Source organism: Micromonospora avicenniae (assembly GCF_900156065.1).
Lineage (GTDB): Bacteria > Actinomycetota > Actinomycetes > Mycobacteriales > Micromonosporaceae > Micromonospora > Micromonospora avicenniae.
On sequence record NZ_FTNF01000017.1, the window covers coordinates 72,638 to 90,194 of the forward strand.

General features: G+C 73.0%; 15 protein-coding genes. All 15 read right to left on the minus strand.

The features are described 5' to 3' along the window. Positions 1-6: 6 nt before the first annotated feature. Complete coding sequence (gene aroC / locus BXA10_RS22995; protein ID WP_076472892.1) at positions 7-1,185, minus strand: chorismate synthase; 1,179 nt, start codon at positions 1,183-1,185, stop codon at positions 7-9. A gap of 119 nt (positions 1,186-1,304) precedes the next feature. Continuing rightward, positions 1,305-2,225, minus strand: a complete 921-nt coding sequence (locus tag BXA10_RS23000) for a glycosyltransferase family 2 protein (protein WP_076472893.1) — start codon at positions 2,223-2,225, stop codon at positions 1,305-1,307. Then, positions 2,222-2,839: a glycosyltransferase gene (locus BXA10_RS23005; protein ID WP_076472941.1), complete on the minus strand. Its 618-nt coding sequence runs from the start codon at positions 2,837-2,839 to the stop codon at positions 2,222-2,224. Before BXA10_RS23005 ends, BXA10_RS23000 begins: the two co-directional genes overlap by 4 nt. A gap of 95 nt (positions 2,840-2,934) precedes the next feature. After that, complete coding sequence (locus BXA10_RS23010) at positions 2,935-3,414, minus strand: glycosyltransferase family 28 protein (protein WP_076472894.1); 480 nt, start codon at positions 3,412-3,414, stop codon at positions 2,935-2,937. A 221-nt stretch (positions 3,415-3,635) separates the two neighbouring features. Next, positions 3,636-4,892, minus strand: coding sequence for a hypothetical protein (locus BXA10_RS23015; protein WP_076472895.1), 1,257 nt, complete (start codon positions 4,890-4,892; stop codon positions 3,636-3,638). Next, positions 4,889-5,791, minus strand: a complete 903-nt coding sequence (locus BXA10_RS23020; RefSeq protein WP_084753176.1) for a sulfotransferase domain-containing protein — start codon at positions 5,789-5,791, stop codon at positions 4,889-4,891. Before BXA10_RS23020 ends, BXA10_RS23015 begins: the two co-directional genes overlap by 4 nt. 8 nt (positions 5,792-5,799) lie before the next feature. Beyond that, positions 5,800-7,386 carry a lipopolysaccharide biosynthesis protein gene (locus BXA10_RS23025; RefSeq protein WP_076472942.1) on the minus strand — a complete coding sequence of 529 codons (1,587 nt, stop codon included), beginning with the start codon at positions 7,384-7,386 and terminating at the stop codon, positions 5,800-5,802. After that, positions 7,383-8,627, minus strand: coding sequence for an O-antigen ligase family protein (locus BXA10_RS23030; RefSeq protein ID WP_139338101.1), 1,245 nt, complete (start codon positions 8,625-8,627; stop codon positions 7,383-7,385). Before BXA10_RS23030 ends, BXA10_RS23025 begins: the two co-directional genes overlap by 4 nt. 120 nt (positions 8,628-8,747) lie before the next feature. Further along, the gene (locus BXA10_RS23035; RefSeq protein ID WP_076472898.1) at positions 8,748-10,358 is read right to left on the minus strand and encodes a lipopolysaccharide biosynthesis protein; all 1,611 of its coding nucleotides are present in this window, start codon (positions 10,356-10,358) and stop codon (positions 8,748-8,750) included. Next, entirely contained in the window at positions 10,351-10,869 is a 519-nt protein-coding gene (locus BXA10_RS23040) for an acyltransferase (RefSeq protein WP_245828386.1), read from the minus strand. Before BXA10_RS23040 ends, BXA10_RS23035 begins: the two co-directional genes overlap by 8 nt. Before the next feature lie 128 nt (positions 10,870-10,997). Next, positions 10,998-12,941 carry a delta-60 repeat domain-containing protein gene (locus BXA10_RS23045; protein WP_245828388.1) on the minus strand — a complete coding sequence of 648 codons (1,944 nt, stop codon included), beginning with the start codon at positions 12,939-12,941 and terminating at the stop codon, positions 10,998-11,000. A gap of 209 nt (positions 12,942-13,150) precedes the next feature. Beyond that, the gene (locus BXA10_RS23050) at positions 13,151-14,854 is read right to left on the minus strand and encodes a glycosyl hydrolase (protein ID WP_076472899.1); all 1,704 of its coding nucleotides are present in this window, start codon (positions 14,852-14,854) and stop codon (positions 13,151-13,153) included. Between the two features lie 165 nt (positions 14,855-15,019). Next, positions 15,020-15,844, minus strand: coding sequence for a shikimate dehydrogenase (locus BXA10_RS23055; RefSeq protein ID WP_076472900.1), 825 nt, complete (start codon positions 15,842-15,844; stop codon positions 15,020-15,022). Continuing rightward, positions 15,844-17,037, minus strand: coding sequence for an endolytic transglycosylase MltG (gene mltG, locus BXA10_RS23060; RefSeq protein WP_076472901.1), 1,194 nt, complete (start codon positions 17,035-17,037; stop codon positions 15,844-15,846). The genes BXA10_RS23055 and mltG overlap by 1 nt, the downstream gene beginning before the upstream one ends. Further along, the gene (ruvX, locus tag BXA10_RS23065) at positions 17,037-17,495 is read right to left on the minus strand and encodes a Holliday junction resolvase RuvX (protein WP_076472902.1); all 459 of its coding nucleotides are present in this window, start codon (positions 17,493-17,495) and stop codon (positions 17,037-17,039) included. The genes mltG and ruvX overlap by 1 nt, the downstream gene beginning before the upstream one ends. Between the last annotated feature and the right edge of the window lie 62 nt (positions 17,496-17,557).

Consider the following 17,557-nt stretch of genomic DNA (forward strand, 5'->3'; position numbering starts at 1 on the left):
CCCCGGTCACCGGATCACCAGCGCGTCCAGGTAGCCGCCCAGGTTGCGGCGGATCTCGGCGACGGAGTCGCCGCCGAACTTCTCCAGGGTCGCCTCGGCGAGCACCAGGGCGACCATCGCCTCGGCCACCACAGCGGCGGCCGGGACCGCGCACACGTCCGACCGCTGGTTGATCGCCGTGGCCGGCTCGCCGGTGGTGACGTCGACGGTGGCCAAGGCCCGGTTCAGCGACGAGATCGGCTTCATCGCGGCCTTGACCCGGAGCGGCTCGCCCGTGGTGATGCCACCTTCCAGCCCACCGGCCCGATCGGTGACCCGTCGTACGCCGGTGGCCGTACCGATGATCTCGTCGTGCGCGGCGGAGCCCCGCGACCGGGCCTGCTGCCAGCCGTCGCCGATCTCCACACCCTTGATCGCCTGGATGGACATCAGCGCGGCGGCGAGCCGGGCGTCGAGCTTGCGGTCCCACTGCACGTGGCTGCCCAGGCCCGGCGGCACTCCGTAGGCCAGCACCTCGACCACGCCCCCGAGGGTGTCGGCGTCCTTCTTCGCGGCGTCGACCTCGGCGACCATCCGCGCGCTCGCCTCCGAGTCGAGGCACCGCAGCGGGTCGGCGTCGATCCGCTCGGCGTCCTCCGGGCGCGGTCGCAGTCCGGGCTTTGCGGCCACCGAGCCCAGCTCCACCACGTGCGAGACGATCTCGATGCCGAGGGTCTGCTTCACCAGCGCCTTGGCGACGGCGCCGACCGCGACCCGGGCGGCGGTCTCGCGGGCGCTGGCCCGCTCCAGGATCGGCCGCGCGTCATGGTGGCCGTACTTCTGCATGCCGGCGAGGTCCGCGTGCCCGGGTCGGGGGCGGGTGAGCGGGGCGTTGCGTGCCTGCCCGGCCAGCTCCTCCGGGTCGACCGGGTCGGCGGCCATGACGGTGCGCCACTTGGGCCACTCGGAGTTGCCCACCCGGATGGCCACCGGGCTGCCGATGGTGAGGCCGTGCCGCAGGCCGCCGATGATCTCGACCTCGTCCTGCTCGAACGACATCCGGGCGCCCCGGCCGTAGCCGAGCCGGCGGCGGGCCAGCTCGGTGGAGATGTCGCCGGTGGTCACCTCGACCCCGGCGGGCACCCCCTCGAGCAGCGCGACGAGGGCGGGTCCGTGCGATTCACCTGCGGTCAGCCAGCGCAACACAGGCGCAAGTTTGTCACGCCGTGTGGTCGGTCCGGTGCGGTGCCCACCCCGTCCCGCCCTGCGGACGGTGGTGTCCGCCGACCGGTCGAGGCGCGCCGACCCGCCCCGACCGGCCAGGCTCAGATCCCCCGGCCGCGCCGGTGCAGGGTACGCAGGACGGCGTCGGCGCGGACCACCCGGCCGGCCACGGCCAGGGCCAGGTAGGCCCGCGGTTCGCGAGGGTTGCGGCGCAGCGTGCGACGGGCCCAGTGCAGCGCCCCGCGCCGGTCCCCGGAGGCGGCTCGGGCGAAGGCGATCTGCCCGGCCACCCGGGCTTCGCCGGCGGGCTGGCCGGCGAACTCGGGGTAGCGGTCCAGCAGCCACTGCAACGCGGCGGAGATGGTGTCCCACCGCTGGGCGAAGTACGACCGTTTGTGCCAGCGCACCAGCACGTACGGGGTGCGCAGGTTGACCAGCGGGGCACTGCGCGCGGCCCGGAGCAGGAACTCGTAGTCCTCCGCGTAGCTGCCCGGTATCTGCTCGTCGACCAACCCGAAACCATCGCGCAGCGCGGCCGCGCGGATCAGGAACGTGGACGGATGCAGCTCGGTCATCCGGTCCCGCAGCAGGTCCGCGAGGGTGACCCGATCCCGGTCGAGCACCCGGTCGACGGTGTGCCCGTCGTAGCTGACCCGGATGCCGCAGCTCACGAAGTCGGCCTCCGGCGCGGCGGCCATCGCCGCGATCTGGGCGCCGAGCTTGCCGGGCAGCCACTCGTCGTCGTCGTCGCAGAACGCGATCAGCTCCCCCTCGGCCGCCAGGGTGCCCGCGTTACGCGCCCCGGCCAGCCCTGGCGTCCGCTCGTTGCGGATCACCCGGACCCGCCGGTCGGGCCGCGACAGGCCCTCCAGCGACCGGTCCGGCTCGGACTGGTCGTGGACCACCACCACTTCCATCGGGCCGGGGTGCTCCTGCTCCAGGACGGCCCGCACCGCGGCCCGGAGCAGCTCCGGCCGGTCCCGGGTGGGCACCACGACGCTGACCGAGGGGGCCGCCGTCATCGGTCCGTCTCCTCACCGCGGGCCGACCGCGCCCGCACCCGCCACCAGCGCCGCCGCCGCGCGGCGGCGGCGACCAACTCGTCCACGATCTGGCCGACCCGGGCCACCGCCGCCTGCTGCGCGTCGGACGCTGCCGCGTCGGCGGCGACCGCGAACCGGGCCGGGTCGGCCAACCCGGCGGCGAGCGTGTCGCGCAACTCCTCGCGGGACTCGCAGAGGGCCACCATGCCGGCCGCGCCGAGCCGGCGCGCGAAGAGCTGCTGGTGGTCGTCGACATGCTCGCCCAGGAACGGGTCCCGTGGGACCACGATCGGTAGGTGCCCGTGTCGGCGGGCCTCCAGGATGGTGGCCGGCCCACCGTGGCAGACCACCAGGTCAGCGCCGGCCATCGCGCGCTGGAGCGCGTCGTGGCCGAGGAACGGCACCGCACCGGGCACCTCCGGAGCCCGGGTGTGCCCGTGCTGAACAATGAGACCGACGTGGTCGGCGGCCTCCACGTGCCACTCCTCCAACCAGCTCACCAGGCGGTCGAAGGGGTGCTTGTCGGTGCCGACGGCGACGAGGAGCTGGAGCCGTGCGGAGTCGGCGCGGTCGCGTTGCCGGGGCACGAGCACCGGATCCGGGCGGCCGACCGGCCGGGCGACGTGCGGTGTGCTCCGGCCCGGTGCCGACCGGTGCGCCGGGGCGGTCCCGGTGCTCGCGTCCCCGCTCACAGCAGCGTCCCCACGACCGTGGCCTCCGGGTACTGGCGCCGCTGCTCGTCCCACTGCACCAGCATGGCGGAGAGGAACGGCCGGCAGAGCCGAGCGGTGAGCGTCGGCGTGTCGATCCGGTCGTACACCTCGATGTAGACGGTCGGCACGCGCCGCAGCCGGGCCAGTACGACGAACGGCACGGCGACTCCCGCGCCCGTGGTAACCACCGCGGCGACCCGACGGCTTCGCAGCACCCGCCAGGCCAGCACGGCGTTGCGCAGCAGGTTCGGCACGTTCCGGGTGGTCGGATGGTGCGCCGGCACCAACTCCTCGCCGGCGAGCAGCGACACCGCCTCGGGCGTGTCGAAGGTGACCCAGCATCGGCGCCAGTTCTCGTACCAGGGGCGCAGTGTCAGCAGTTGGGCCAGGTGTCCACCGCTGGATCCGACCAGCAGGAGGACCGGCGGCCCTCCGTCCTCGTTGTTCACGTCCACGCGACTCCCCACAGATTCGCTTGGATTTCGGCCGGCGCCACGCGGAAGCAGATCACGGTTCGACCGGCCGGTGTATAGGGCGACTGGGTGATCGATCGATGTTCCGCCGGTGGCCACGGAGCCACCGGCCGCGGCGGTCCATCGACCGCCATCACGACGAGCAATTCTTCCGTCACGCTACGCCAATGGTCAACGTCCGTCGGCGCGCCGAACCGCCCGGATCAGACGCTATGTCGTTTCTCGATGACGTCCAGCAGCGCCGGATGCAGCGCGGTGTTCCAACCCGCCCCGGCATCGGCCAGCCGGAAGGTCCGCAGCCACATCTCCACCAGGTACGCGTCGGCCACCGCCCGGCGCTGCGCCGGCCCGAGCCCGAACTGGTCGCCGTACCGGGCGAGCCGGGTGTCGACCGCTCCGGCCGCGGCCGCGGCCGGCTCGCCGCGCAGGACCAGCGCCCGCTGGAACGCGTCGTGCGCCAGGTCGAAGCCGAGCGGGACGTCCGGTCCACTGTGCTCCCAGTCCCAGGCGACCAGCTCACCGGCGTGCCGCCCCAGGTTCCACGGCACCCAGTCGCCGTGCCAGTGCCCGAACTCGAGCGCCGTGCCGCCGTGCCGCCGGGACAGCGCGGCCACGGCGGCGACAGCACGTCGGCCGGACGAATCGGCGCGGGCCGCCCGAGCCGCCCCGGCGGCCAGCCGGTCGAGGAACGACGAGCCGGCCAGCGGCCGGGACGGCGAGGCGGGGCGGCCCCGGCGAGCCACCGCGAGCAGCGCCGCGATCCGCGGCGGATCGTTGACCGGGACCCCGCGTACCCGGGGTGGCAACGGCTCGACCACCGCGACGACCTGCCCGGCCCATTCGATCTCGGTGAGCAGCCGGGGCGTCACCGGATGGTCGGGCACCCCGGTCAGCTCGGCCAGCTCGCGCAGCGCTGCGGCCTCGGCGGACACCAGGGCCCGGGTCGCACCGTTCCAGCCGATCTTCGCGTACCCCTGGGGCCGGCCGTCGCCGGTGAAGAGCGCGAGGGTGGGCTTGTGGTTCGGGTCGAGCGGGCGCACGCCGCAACCCGCGTGCAGCGGACCGGCGGCCAGGTCCACGGCGAGCCGCTCGGCCAGCAGCAGCTCACCCGCGTCCGAACCCGCCGGCACCGACACGGTGAGGGTGGGAAAGGCCGGACCTGCCGCGCCCACCCGGGACAGCCCGCCGAGCGCGGCCCGTACCGCGCGCACCCGCGGCGGGCGCAACGCGTTGTACGCCAGCAGCGCCGCCGCGGTGGCCCGTGGCGCGCCGAGCGGCAGCAGGAACCGGGGCCGGGACAGCGACGGGACGACCGCGTACCGGGCGGCCACCCGGTGACCGGCCGGCGCCGCGCCCACGGTGAGCGCGACCCGCTCGTCGCCGAAGACCGCCCGCGTCACCCAACCGAGGCCGTCGCCGCGGGACCGGGGGTCGCGGATCGTGGTGACCGTGGCCGTCACGCCGCCCGTCCCGGCCAGTCGAGGTCCAGGCCGAGCCGCTGCCGCAGCGCGTCGTTGTACGGCAGGTAGTACGCCGTCAACTCCTCCCGCACCTCCGGCTCCAGCGGCGCGGACCGCCGGTCGTTGTAGACCTTGAAGTCCGGCAGGTCGTACGGGGGCAGCCCGAGGAAGTCGAGCGTCCGGCGATAGGTCGCTCGGGCGTCGCGGTAGAGGTCCTCGCTGGGCAGGAAGAGGAACTGGCTCCGGTCGAACCGCTCCAGCCAGGGCTCCAGGTGCTCCAGGTAGCGCCCCCGGGTCCGGTAGCTGTACCAGTCGTAGCGCTCGCTGTGGTATTCCGGCTCGGCGACCAGCCGTTCCCGCTCCCCCGCGATGCGCTCGTCCTCGGCGGCGAGGGCGTCGGCGAACTCCAGCGGTTCGATGCCGTGCGTACGCCGCTCCTTCCAGTGCGAGTACGCCCGCTCGACGGGGTCGCGCAACAGCACGATCAGTCGTACCGACGGCATGAGCGCGGCAACCCGCTGCGCGGCCAGCGGATGGAACATGTACAGCGGGGCCGCCTCGCCGACCCGCACCGGCCCGCCGTGCCGGCTCGCCAGGGCCGCCCGCTGCCGTTGCGTGGGGAAGTGCGACCGGTACCAGGCCTCACCCCGGTGCCAGTGCTCCTCGAAGTAGTGCGACGCCTTCGTGTTCCACGCGGGAAAGAGGCGCGGCACCAGCGGGTGCTGGATCAGGTAGTTCCACAGTGACGTGGTGCCGCCCCGCTTGGTGCCGATGATGAGGAAGTCCGGTAGTGGTCGCCGGTCGCTGGTCCGTACCCCGTAGTCGACCAGGGACTCCTTCACCCGATTGGTCACCTGGGTCGGCACGAGCTGCTTCACCCGGTCGCGGATGGACGGCACGACGTACCTCACCTGCCCTTCGTAGCCGCGGCGGCACCGGCGTCGTCCGACGCCACCGGCCGCCCGCGGATCTGTCCCATGGTCACCCGGATGCGCCGTCGCACCCTGGGCATCGTCAACATGCCGACGCAGCCGACCGCCAGCACGGCCAGCGCCACCGCCAGCCCGGGAATGCCCCGCCCGGCGGCGAGCAGGCCGACCAGCGCGGCGCCGCCCACCCCGGCGAGCGTCCCGACGGCCGCCCGCAGCAGCCCTGTGTCGACCAGCGGACGGCCGACGACGACCCGGGCGAACCCGGCCGCCGTGAGGTTCTCGGTGGCGATGCCGGCCGCCCAGGCCAGTGCCGCGCCGGTGGCTCCGTGCGCCGGGATGAGCCACAACCCCAGCGAGACGGTGATCAGTAGACCGGCCAGTGCGGCGGTCAGATGCAGCCCGCTGCGCCCGCCCATCAGCAGGAGGCTCTGCACGTTGCCCACCCCGGTGTTGATCAGCATGGCCAGGGCGAGCACGGTCATCGCGGGCGCGCCGGCGCTGAACTCGGGGCCGAAGAGCTGCAGGAAGGCCGGCCCGAAGACGGCCAGCAGCAGATAGACCGGCCACGAGAGCACCAGCGCCCAGGTGGTGAGCTGCCGGTGCACCGCCGCCGCGGCGTCCCGCTCACCGGCGCCCAGCAGCCGCGACAGCTGCGGTGACACCGCCACCCGCAGCCCCTGCATCGCGAGCTGTCCGGCCAGGATGTAGCGGCCGACCGCTCCGAACACGCCCGCGTCGGCCTGCCCCGCCAGTACCGAGGTGAGCAGCACCCCGACCCACATGCTGCCCGCGTCGATCGCCGCCGAGGCGGCGCGGGGCAGCGCGAAGCTCCAGAACCCCGTCCAGTCAGCCCGCCGCGGCCGCAGCGGCGCGCCCCGCCCGAGGCCGAGGGGACCGGCGACCAGGGCGAGGCAGACCAGCAGGGCCAGCGCGGCCGGCACCAGCCAGCCCCCCATCCCGGCGACGAGACCGCCACCGGCCAGGGCCGCGGCGCCGACCAGCACCGGCCGGGCGACCGGCAGGAGCAGGAACTGCACCCCGACGTACGCGCGGATCGGCCGTACGCAGCGCAGCGCCGCGAGCAGCAGGGTCATCCCGACCACCACCGGCACCGCCGCGAACGTGAGCGCCAGCAGCGGCGGACCCGCGACGCCGGAGCCGCCCAGCAGCCGGGGCGCCAACGTTCCGGCGGTCATCACCCCGACGCCGGCGACCAGCACCGCGACGGCCAACGGCGGAATCAGCGCGACCGGAAGCACACGTGCGGCGTCCCCGCGCACCCCCGCCCGCCGCCGGGGCAACGCCCACATCAGCCCGGTCTCCGCGCCGAGCGTGCACACGGCGGTGGCGACGGTGACCACCCCGATCGCGGCGAAGAACGCCCCCGAGCCCACCGTGCCGTAGCCGCGGGTGATCACCACGGCGAGCACGAAGCCGAAGAGTCCGCTGGTCGCGGCTCCGATCAGCCCGGCCGCTCCGCTGCGGGCGCTCTGCCGCGCCTCCGTCGCGCCGTCGGCCCCGCCGCCCGGGGCGCGCTCCCGGCCGGCGTCGACGGCCGTCACGCCGACACCGCCACGGGCTGCCCGGCGGCGGGCGCGAGACCAGCCGTCCACGCTCTCTCCCGCGCGGCCAACGCCATGGCGAAGGTGCTGGCGAAGAACGCGACAGCGAGGTTCTGGTTGGCCATGCCGTAGAACGGGATCTGCACGAGGCAGACCACCGGCACCACCGCCAACCACTGGCCGGCCGCGGACGTGGCCCGGCCACAGATCACCGCGGCGGCGACGAACCAGGCCAGGAAGCAGAGCAGCGCGGGCACACCGTGGCTGAACAGCACCATCCAGAGCTGCCCCTGGGTGCCGATCGGGGCGTCCGCCGAGACGGTGTCCACGTTGACCGGGGCGCCGTAGCCGAGCCAGGGTGAATCCCGCACCCGGCGCAGCACCTCCAGGTAGAGCGAGAGCCGGTCGGCGTTGGTGTCACTCGACTCGACCCGCTGGTTGATCAGGTCTGCGATCGGGATGAACAGCGCGGCGATCGCTCCGATCACCACCACGCCGACGATGGACGCGGCGACCCGGACGTTGCCGCGGAGGCTGGCCCGGACGCCGAGCACGGCCAGGCCGACGCCGAGGCTGAGGAACATCGCCCGGTTCAGGGTGAGGAACGCCGGCGGCAGCGACAACGGCAGGGAGACGAGCAGCGCAAGACGCAGCACCCCGTGGCGGCGCAGCATGGTGAAGGCGACCGCGCAGGGCAGTGTCATCGCGTACGCGCTGCCGTAGTTGTTGGTGTACGCGAAGGGCGCCGCCGGCCGGTAGATCGGATTGAGCGAACGCGCGCTGTATTCCGCGGTGGTCAGGTGCACCATGTCCTGGATGAACGGCGTCCGGACGACTCCACCGGGCAGCAGCACCTCCACCGGTGTGGTCATCGCCAGCCGCGGCACCAGCACGGCGAGCCAGCCCAGCACGACTAGCGCGAACCAGAACGCGGCGAGCGGGGTGAGTACCCGTACCAGGTCGGACCGTTCCCGGGCGGCGGCGTAGACGTACGCCCCGACGACCAGCGCGGTGACGTAGAACGCGAGCCGCAGGGCGAAGGTGAGCACCGACGCGGCCGACTGAACCTGGGTGACGCTCGCCGCGACGATGGCCAGGAAGAGCAGCCAGACGCCCGACGCCGGGGGCAGCGGCACCCGCCCCCGGGTCAGCAGCAGGGCGAACAGCAGCGCGCCGAACAGTGGCCAACCGAGGTAGAAGGCACCCGCCAGCCACCAGACCGGCACCAGCCCGAACATCATCGCCAGCGGCCAGAGCGGCAGCAGTGGAGGCGGGGGCAGCGGCGACGGGTCGGGTGATCCGGCCCGGCCCGGCTGCGTCCCACCCGGGTCGCTGGTCGCCGGGGCGCGGGTGGCCACGGGTCAACCCCGGCCGCTGCGGGTGAGTACGAACCCGAGCGGGGTGACGCCCGCGGCCCGCAGCCGCTCGACCAGCCGGCGCAGGTCGCCCTGCCGGGTCCGGTCCCGCTCCACCACCACCACGGCCGTGCCCTGCCGGGCGATCGCCACACCACGCTCGTCCGACTCGGCAGGCGGGGCGTTGTAGAGCACCAGACCGTGGTCCGCGCCCTGGCGCCAGCTGCCGAACCGCACGCTGCCGATGCCCACCGTCACCTCCTCGGCGTCTGTCGCTCGACCGTTCACACCGGCCCCGGTGGACCCGACCCGGGGAAGGGTGAGGGTGGAATCCGGGTCGGACGACGGGCGGGCCGCGGGCGGGTGCGGTGACGGCCGCCGGGCCGTCCCGGGCTCCGCCGCCGGGCCGGTCGCCACCGCGGCTCCGGCCACCCGCGGCTTCGGGACGATCGGCCGGGCCGGATCGGCGACCGCCGGCAGCCGCCCCCGGTCGGCGAGCACGGCGGCGCGCAACTGCTCGACCCGCCCGTTGTCGTCGGCGACGTACACCTCCCGCCCCTCGGCGGACAGCGCCACCGCCAGGCCGGCGGTGAGCGCCGTCGGGTCCTCCCGGGCGGCGAGCAGGGCGACCCGGGCGGGCTGGCGGACCCGCTCGGCGATCGCCATCGCCACGTAACGCACGTCGGCGTCGACCGCGCGCCGCCGGCCGCGGAACCGCTGCCGCCGCACGGTGCCCAGCATCGGCAGACCGGTGGTGTCCCGGGCGTCCACCACAGACCGGACCCGCCGGTCCACCGACTCCCAGACGTACGCCAGCACCACCCCGAGGAGAACTCCGCCGAGCAGACCGGCGATCAGGAAGAGCGGCCGGTTCCCGGCGGAGGAGGCCAACGCCGGCTCGGCGGACTTGGTGACCCAGCCGGGGTTCACGTCGACGGCGGCGATCTCGGTACGCGCGGCGTTGAGCTGGGTGAGCTGATTGTTGATCCCGCCGAGTTCGGCCACTGCGGCGTCCGCGGCGGCGGTGCCCCGGGCGCCGTTGGCCCGCCGCTGCACCGCCTGTTGCTGAGCGACGACCTTGGCGATGCTCTCGTCGTACGAGCGCAGCATCTCGGCGCGCTGGTTCTCGTACATGGCGCGCCGCACGTCCAAATAGGCCTGGGCGGCCAGGTTGACGGCCTGCACCGCACGATCGGCGTTCGGCGCCTGGTAGACGAAACGGAGGATCTGCCCGCCGGTGGGAACCTCCACCTCGAGCGCGTCGCGGATGACGCTCGGGTCCCCGCCGACCGAGTCGGCGAGTCGCTGCACCACCTCGGTGCCGGTGGCGATGCCGCTCTCCACGTTCATGTTCACCGCGCGGTCGGCGGCCGCGCCGCTCGGGGTGAACGCGTCGGTGACCACCGGTCGTACCGCCACCACCGCGCTCGCGGTCACCTGCGGCGGCACCAGCAGCAGGTAGCCGAACGCGGCGAGCAGGCCGAGCGCCGCCGCGCCCGCGACCAGCCGCGCCCGGTGCAGCGGTACCCGGAGCAGATCGGTCAGGGTGATCGAACGGCTCGACCCGGTGCGGGGCGATCCGTCGGCGGGCCAGGAGCCGGGCGTCGCGTCAGTCATCGAACTTCTTCACAGTCTGTTGTGGATTGCCGACGACCACGACACCGGGCGGCACGTCACCGCGTACCACTGTCGCGGCGCCGACCACGGAGTCGCGGCCGACCCGCACGCCCTTGAGCACCAGCGCGTGCGCTCCGATCCAGACGTTGTCCTCCACGACGATCGGAGCCCGGGTGGCCGGCGTAGGCGGGTCGTGCCGCTGGCCCGGAGGCAGGTTGTGGAAGTCGTTGTCCAGCAGTTCGCAGTCGGAGAGCAGGCAGCGGTCGCCGACGGTCACCGAGGTCCAGGTGCCGATCCAGGTGGCGTTCAACAGGCAGTCCGCGCCCACCCGGACCTCGCCCGGGCCGGCGAAGCGGACCAGCTTGTTCACCCGGGTACGGTCGCCGATGCTCACCCGCACGCCACGCCGCAGGCGGATCCGGCCCCGGATCTCGACGTCCCGGCCGAGGGTGAGCCGGCGGTAGCGGAGCCGGTACCAGGAACGTTTGGCCGCGAAAACCGCACGCACCAGACGTCCACCGCGAAAGCCACCGGCGCCGACCAACGACCCCTCCCCACGTTCCGCGCGGTCGGCGGCGGTCGCCCGCCGCCGACCCGAGGTGAACAATCTACCGACTGTTGGTTACGAACTGTTGATCCTCACTGCACGGAGAAGAATGTCGACGGTGTGGACCAGCTCAGTCCCGGCGCCGCCGGCGCGATCACCGTGACGGCCGTCCCGTCCACCGCCGGTGCCGCCGCCGGGTCGAACGGAACGCTGCGCAGCGTCCCGTCGGTGGCGCCGTAGACGATCCGACCGCCGACCCAGGCCATGCCGCGGACCGTGGACCAGGTCACCCCGGTGGTGGGCAGGGTGAACTCGGTCGCGCCGAGGTAGTTGCCGTCGATCTCGAAGTAGCGGTAGTAGAGGGCGTTGGCGCCGGTACGCGTGTAGTAGAGCCGCCCGTCGAGGTAGAACGCTCCGGTCATCGCCGCCGCGTTGAACCAGTCGTTGTAGCCCGAGGCCTCCCAGGGCGCGCCGATGGCACCGCCGTTGAACAGTGAGATGTCGATCCGGCTGCCGGTGGGGGTGCCGCCGACCGTACGCGACCAGTAGATCCGGTCGGCGACCCGCCAGGTCGCGCCGGCGCCGACGTAGTTGGGCTGGCTGACCGTCGTGGGCGTGCCGAGGCTGGAGCTGTCGAACGGCACCTTGGCCAGCGTCGCCGCCCCGGTGCCGAGGTAGAGGTTGCCCGTGGTCTCGGTGGGCGGGTTCTTCGGGGTGATGGTGCGCCCGCCGGCGAGCGGGAACATGCCGAGCCGGCCGTGGTACTCCTCGCCCATGCCGTCGGAGTTGTGCCCGAAGTAGAGCCCGTCGGAGCCACGCCACAGCACCGGCACGGCGGAGCCCCACGAGCTGGCGCCGGAGGGCAACGACGATCCGCCGCTGCGCCGCGGGTTCCAGTTGACCGGCAGGCCGGTGGCCGGGGTGACCGCTGCGATGCCGAGCCGGTCGATCGCGCCGGGACCGGCGTCGTCACTCCGGTTCGGGTTGTTCAGCCAGCGGAAGTGCCCGCCGAGGTAGATGACGTTGTCCGCGACCTCTACCGAGGTGATGGTGTCGTTGCCGGTGAAGTCGACCCAGGTCGCGAGCTGTCCGCTGCCCCGGGCGGCGGTCTCGAAACGGACCAGCGCGTCGCAGTACGCGGCCGGCCAGCCGCCGCCTCCGTTGCTCCCGACCACGAACCAGCTGCCGTCGCCGCCGAACCTGATGTCCTGCACGTAGTGCACGAACGTGGCGGGCGCGGCGCACGGCGGCGCGTACTTCTCCGTGCTCCAGTCGATCACACTCGGCGTGCCGGTCAGGTCGACCAGGCCGATCTGGTTTCGGGGCAGCCCGTCGAGGTAGAGGAAGTTGCCACCGACGACCAGGGTCCCGCCGTCGGGCGAGACGTCGATGGTCCAGACGTACGACGAGGTGTCGTGCCGCCCGGTGGTGGCGTCGATGGTGAAGGTGGGGTCGATCGCGCCCGTGCTGGCGTTCAGCCGGGCGAGACCGGCGTGCGCGGTGCCGTTCAGCCAGTTGAACGCGCCGGCCACGTAGAGCTGGTTGCCGTACAACGCCAGGTCGCGCACGTTACCGCCGTCGGAGCGGCCGACCCAGCTGTCGACGATCTCGCCGGTGGCCGGGTCGAGGGCCACCAGGTTCTTGCGGGAGACGCCGTTGACGTTCTTGAAGGCGCCGCCGACGATGAGCGTCCCGCCCGGGCCGGCGACCAGGGAGTTGACCGCGCCGTCCAGCACCGGCAGGAACGTGGTCGAGATCGTCCCCGTGGTCCGGTCGTACGCGAAGAGGTAACGCCGGACGGTCCACGCGGCGGCGGCGGTCTGCCGGATCTGGGTGAAGCTCCCTCCGACGTAGACCATGTTGCCGACCTGGGCGAAGGCGCGGGTCTCACCGTCGCGGGCGTGCGGGGTGTTGTTGGCGGGGTTGGCCGAGACCAGGGTCTCCGGCTCCGGGGCGGGTACGACGGCCGCCGCGGCCACGGTCGGCACGGCCACCAACGCGGCGACGGTGGTCAGTGCGACCGCCCCCGCCCAGATGCGAAGTCTTCCGGCGGGACGCCGGCGGATCGGGAGCTGTGGCACGCTGCGCCTCCAAGGTGGATGACAACGCGCGTAGCGTGCCCCGGCGAACGCGCTGAGCGACATCCGCCAATTGGGCGGTCGGTGAATCCGTTACCTGACAGAACCCGGAGGGTCGGCGTGCGGTTTCCCCGGGCCGGGCCGGTCACCCGTCGGGGCTTCGGTCATCAGCGGCTCCCCCGGGTGGGTTGCCGCAGATAGCCGTCCTGCCCGGCACGGGTGAACCCGGCCAGCGCCGCGGCGTCGTGATTCATCGTCATGTTGCAGGTGGGGGTGGTGGTGGTCATGCCCGGTGAGTTGAAGTAGATCGCTGCCTTGATCTTCGGGTGCGCCTTGAGCGCGGCCGGGAACTCCTCGAACCACCGCCGCTTGGCGCCCGGGTCGGCGGCGTCGAAGTTGGTGCCGAACTCGGCCAGCATCCGCGGCTTGCCGGCGCCGATGCCGTGCTCGTCCAACCAGCGGTAGAAGTTGCCGATGGTGTCGCTGGGGCTCTTCCACACCTTGCTGCCGTTGCAGACGTGGAAGTTGTACGGGTCGTACGCCACCCAGTCGACGTACCGGTCGCCGGGGTAGAGGCCGGCGTACCGGTCGTAGTGCCCCGACCAGCCCATCATCGTCCACACCCAGACCGCGTTGTCCGCACCGGCGGCGGCGAACCGGTCGTGCACGTACCGCCAGGCGCGGACGAACTCGGCGTCGCTGCCCTTCTCCGGCTCGTCCTCCGGCTCGTGGTCGAAGCCCAGGAAGACCGGCCCGCCGGCGTCCCGGATCCGCCCGGCGACCGCGTCGATCGTCGCGTCGTACCGGCCACCGTAGACGTCCGCCCAGGTCAGCACCTTGCCGGTGGAGAAGATCCGCGACTCCCAGGCGAAGAACATGAGTCGCCCGTCGCGCATCTGCTCGCGCTGGTAGGTGTCCGGGAAGGCGCCGTTGCTACCGGCGTTGGAGAAGTCGTGGTAGCGGTGCACGATGTCGAACTTCCGCCCGACCTGCTCCTCCACCTCGGCGACCGCCTGGCCGTGGTCCCAGCCGTCGGCGGCGCTGGTCGGCGAGTACATCCCCCACCAGGCACCGCAGGAGGGTACGAGCTCGGGCGACACCTCGCCGCAGCGGCCGGCGCCGGTGGACGCGCTCGGCGTCGGGCGCGGGGCGGGCCGGCTGGGGCTCACCGTCGGCGACGGCTTCGCCGGGGTGCTCGGTGCCGCGCTCGGTGTCGGCGGCGCCGGGCGGGCGGTGCTCGGGGTGGGTGCCGGCCGGCCGCCGAGGTCGTAGGTGATCAGCAGGCGGGGGCGCAGTTCGGGATCGCGGTTCTCGGCGGACGCCCAGTAGATCCGGGTCTCCAGACCGGTCTGCGCCAGCGAGACGGTGACGCTGCCGTTGCCGGTCACCAGCCGGGAGACGTCCCACTCGTTGAAGCCGGATCGCACGCCGGTCACGGTGTCCACCGCGGGGCTCGGAGCCACCGGGGCCGGGCGGGCGGCTGCCGCGTCGACCGGTGAGCCGTGCGCGGTCACCGTGGCGGTGAACGTCCGCCAGGAGTGCACCCGCAGGGTGGCCCGGACGTTGACCGCCGTGGCGGGGAGGGTGGTCACCGCGAACCGGATGACCGCGTCCCGGGTGCCCCGGTTGTTGCCGTCGCAGCGGGCCGGGCAGGTGGCGAGGGTGCTCTTCACCGCGTTGTCGCCGTCCTGCGGCACCCGGGTGGCCGTGGTGTCCGCCACCGGCTGGATCGCCAGGTCGTCCGCGGCGAGCAACGGCATCATCGTCGCCACGATGCCGGCGACCACCGATGCGCCGATCACGCCGAGCGCGAGGGCCTTGCGCCGGGGACGGCCGCTACGGGGAAGACGGTGCACTCCGTGCCTGCTCACGGGAACTCCCTGCGTCTACTTCGGTAACGGAGAGCAGCGTATCGATGACACGGACAGTCCGTGAGCAGGTCGGGCGGACCTAAGGGCTTCTTAACTGTCGGCTAAGGCAGGCCACAACGCCAACGCCGGCCGTCGACGGTCCTCACTGCCGGCGGGCGTCGGTCTTCACTGCCGGCGGGCGTCGGCGAGCGCGACGGCCATCGCCTCGCGCGGGGCCGGCACGCCGGTGAACTGCTCGAACTGACCGACCGCCTGGGCCAGCAGCAGGTCGAGCCCGGAGACGACCCGGAAGCCGACCGCCGCCGCGGCGGCGGCCAGCGGGGTCGGCCACGGGTCGTAGAGCGCGTCGAAGAACACCGCCTCCGGCCGCCGGGCGACCGTCTCGGCGAGCGGGTCCGCGACCCCCTTCGGCACCGTCGAGATCACCACGTCGGCGTGCAGGCGCGCCGCGGCCTCCGCCCAGCCGGCCCGCAGCATCGGTACGCCGACCGCGTCGGCCACCGGGCGCAGTTCGTCGACGGCGGCCTCGCGGCGAGCCACCACCGTCACCGCGCGGGCGTCGAGGCGGGCCGCCGCGGCGAGCGCCGCCCGGGCGGTCCCGCCCGCCCCGAGCACGGTCACCGTGGCGCCGGGGCGTACGCCCGCCCCGGTGAGCACCTCGATCATGCCGGTCACGTCGGTGTTGTCCGCGTACCAGGAGCCGTCCGAGCGGCGTACCAGCGTGTTCGCCGCGCCCACCGCGACCGCGACCGGCGAGGCGGCGTCGGCCACCGCGAGCGCCGCCTCCTTGCCCGGCATGGTCACCGACAACCCGGCCCACTCCGGGCCGAGGCCGGCGACGAGGCCCGGCAGCTCGGACTCCGTGCACTCGATCCGGGTGTACGACCACCCGGCCAGCCCCGCCGCCGCGTAGCCGGCGTTGTGGATCACCGGGGAGAGGGAGTGCGCGATCGGTTTGCCGAGCACCGCCGCCCGCCGTCGCACCGTCATCAGATGATCCCGGCCTCCCGGGCCTTCTCCATGTTGCGTTCGTGCTCGGGGTAGGTCTCCGCGAAGGCGGAGTGCCCCTCCTTGTCGACCGCCACGAAGTAGAACCACTTGCCCTTCGGCGGGTCCATCGCCCCCGCCATGGCCTCCTTGCCCGGGTTGTTGATCGGCGTCGGCGGCAGCCCGCGCAGCTTTCGGTTGTACGGGTTCTTCGGGTCGTCGAGCTCGGCCGCGGTCATGTCGGCCGACCGCTTCGTCGGCTTGCCGATCAACTCCAGGTAGTAGTTGACCGTGACGTCCATCTCCAGACAGTTGCACGGGAATTCGCCGTAGACCCGGTTGTAGGCCACCCGGGCGACCTTGCCCAGGTCGTCCTTGTTACCCGCCTCGGCCTGCGCCAGCGACGCGACGACCAGCGCCTCGTACGGGGCGATCTCTCGCTCGCTCTGCACCTTGTCCGCGAACTCCATCTGCCCGGAGACGGTCAGGAAGTTCTCCACCATCATCGACAGGATGGTCTCGGCCGTGGCCTTCGGCGGGATCTCGTACGTGTCCGGGTAGAGGAAGCCCTCGATCGACGGGGTGACCTTCTTCTTGTCGCTGCGCTTGAACCACCAGTCCGGCACGCCGAGCCCGATCGGGTCCTTCGCCGCTGTCTCGAAGTCCTTCACCGGGATCTTGGTCTTCTCGGCGAGCAACTTGAAGATGCTCTTGGCGGTCCGTCCCTCCGGAATGGTGATCCCGTTGACGATCTTGTTCTTCAGGTCGAGCATCGCGGTGACCGCGTGCGACCCGCTCATCTCCTTGCGCAGCTTGTACAGGCCCGGCTGGATGTTCTTGCTGCGCGCGTTCTCCGCCGCGGCCTCGATGAACGCCTTCGGGCTCTTCACCACCCCGGCGGTGTAGAGAGCGTCCGCCATGTCGGCGAGCAGCGCGCCCTGCTTGATCTCGACGGTGACCTCACCGGTGCCGGCGCCGTCGTAGTCGGGGGTGACGAAGTAGTTCTGGATCCGGTCGAAACCGTAGAACGCTCCACCGCCGATACCACCCAGCAGCACCATGGCCAGTAGCAACGCCAGGACCGTCTTACCCCGGCCACCGCTCTTGCCGTTGCGTTTGCGGACGAAGCTACGCCGGTGCCGGCCCTTCTCCCCCCGCTCCGCCTCGTCGAAGCCCAGGTCGAGATCGTCGATCATTACGTCCGCCTCCGCTGCGCATCCAGCCAGCTCTGCAGAATCTCCACCGCGGCGGCCTGGTCGACCACCGCACGTTGACGCTTGCCTCGGACGCCACGCTCGGCCAGCCTACGAGAAGCCACGACCGTTGACATCCTCTCGTCGGTGAGCGTTACCGGTACCGGCGCTATTACACCGGCCAGCCGGTCAGCGTACGCCTTCACCTGCACCGCCGCCGGTCCGTGCCGACCGGCGAGATTGACCGGAAGGCCCACGACCACCTCCACCGCCTCGTGCTCGACGACCAGCGCGGCCAACTCCACCAGGTCGGTGGGGGTCGCGTCCGGCTCGGCCGTGCGGTCCCGGGCGACGGTGACCAGTGGAGTGGCCAGCACCCCGTGCGGGTCGGAGCGGGCGACGCCGATCCGCACCTGACCGACGTCAACGCCGAGACGGACGCCCCGCGACAACTCGGTCACGCACGATCACCTCCCCGGTCACGACGAACCGGGGTGGACCTGCTCGTCCACCCCGGTCCCCG

What these genes read in the sequence shown, in the direction of transcription:
- mltG (WP_076472901.1), bottom strand. Translation starts at nt 17,037, where the DNA reads ATGATCGACGATCTCGACCTGGGCTTCGACGAGGCGGAGCGGGGGGAG.
- BXA10_RS23055 (WP_076472900.1), bottom strand. Translation starts at nt 15,844, where the DNA reads ATGACGGTGCGACGGCGGGCGGCGGTGCTCGGCAAACCGATCGCGCAC.
- BXA10_RS23035 (WP_076472898.1), bottom strand. Translation starts at nt 10,358, where the DNA reads ATGACTGACGCGACGCCCGGCTCCTGGCCCGCCGACGGATCGCCCCGC.
- BXA10_RS23000 (WP_076472893.1), bottom strand. Translation starts at nt 2,225, where the DNA reads ATGACGGCGGCCCCCTCGGTCAGCGTCGTGGTGCCCACCCGGGACCGG.
- BXA10_RS23030 (WP_139338101.1), bottom strand. Translation starts at nt 8,627, where the DNA reads ATGATGTTCGGGCTGGTGCCGGTCTGGTGGCTGGCGGGTGCCTTCTAC.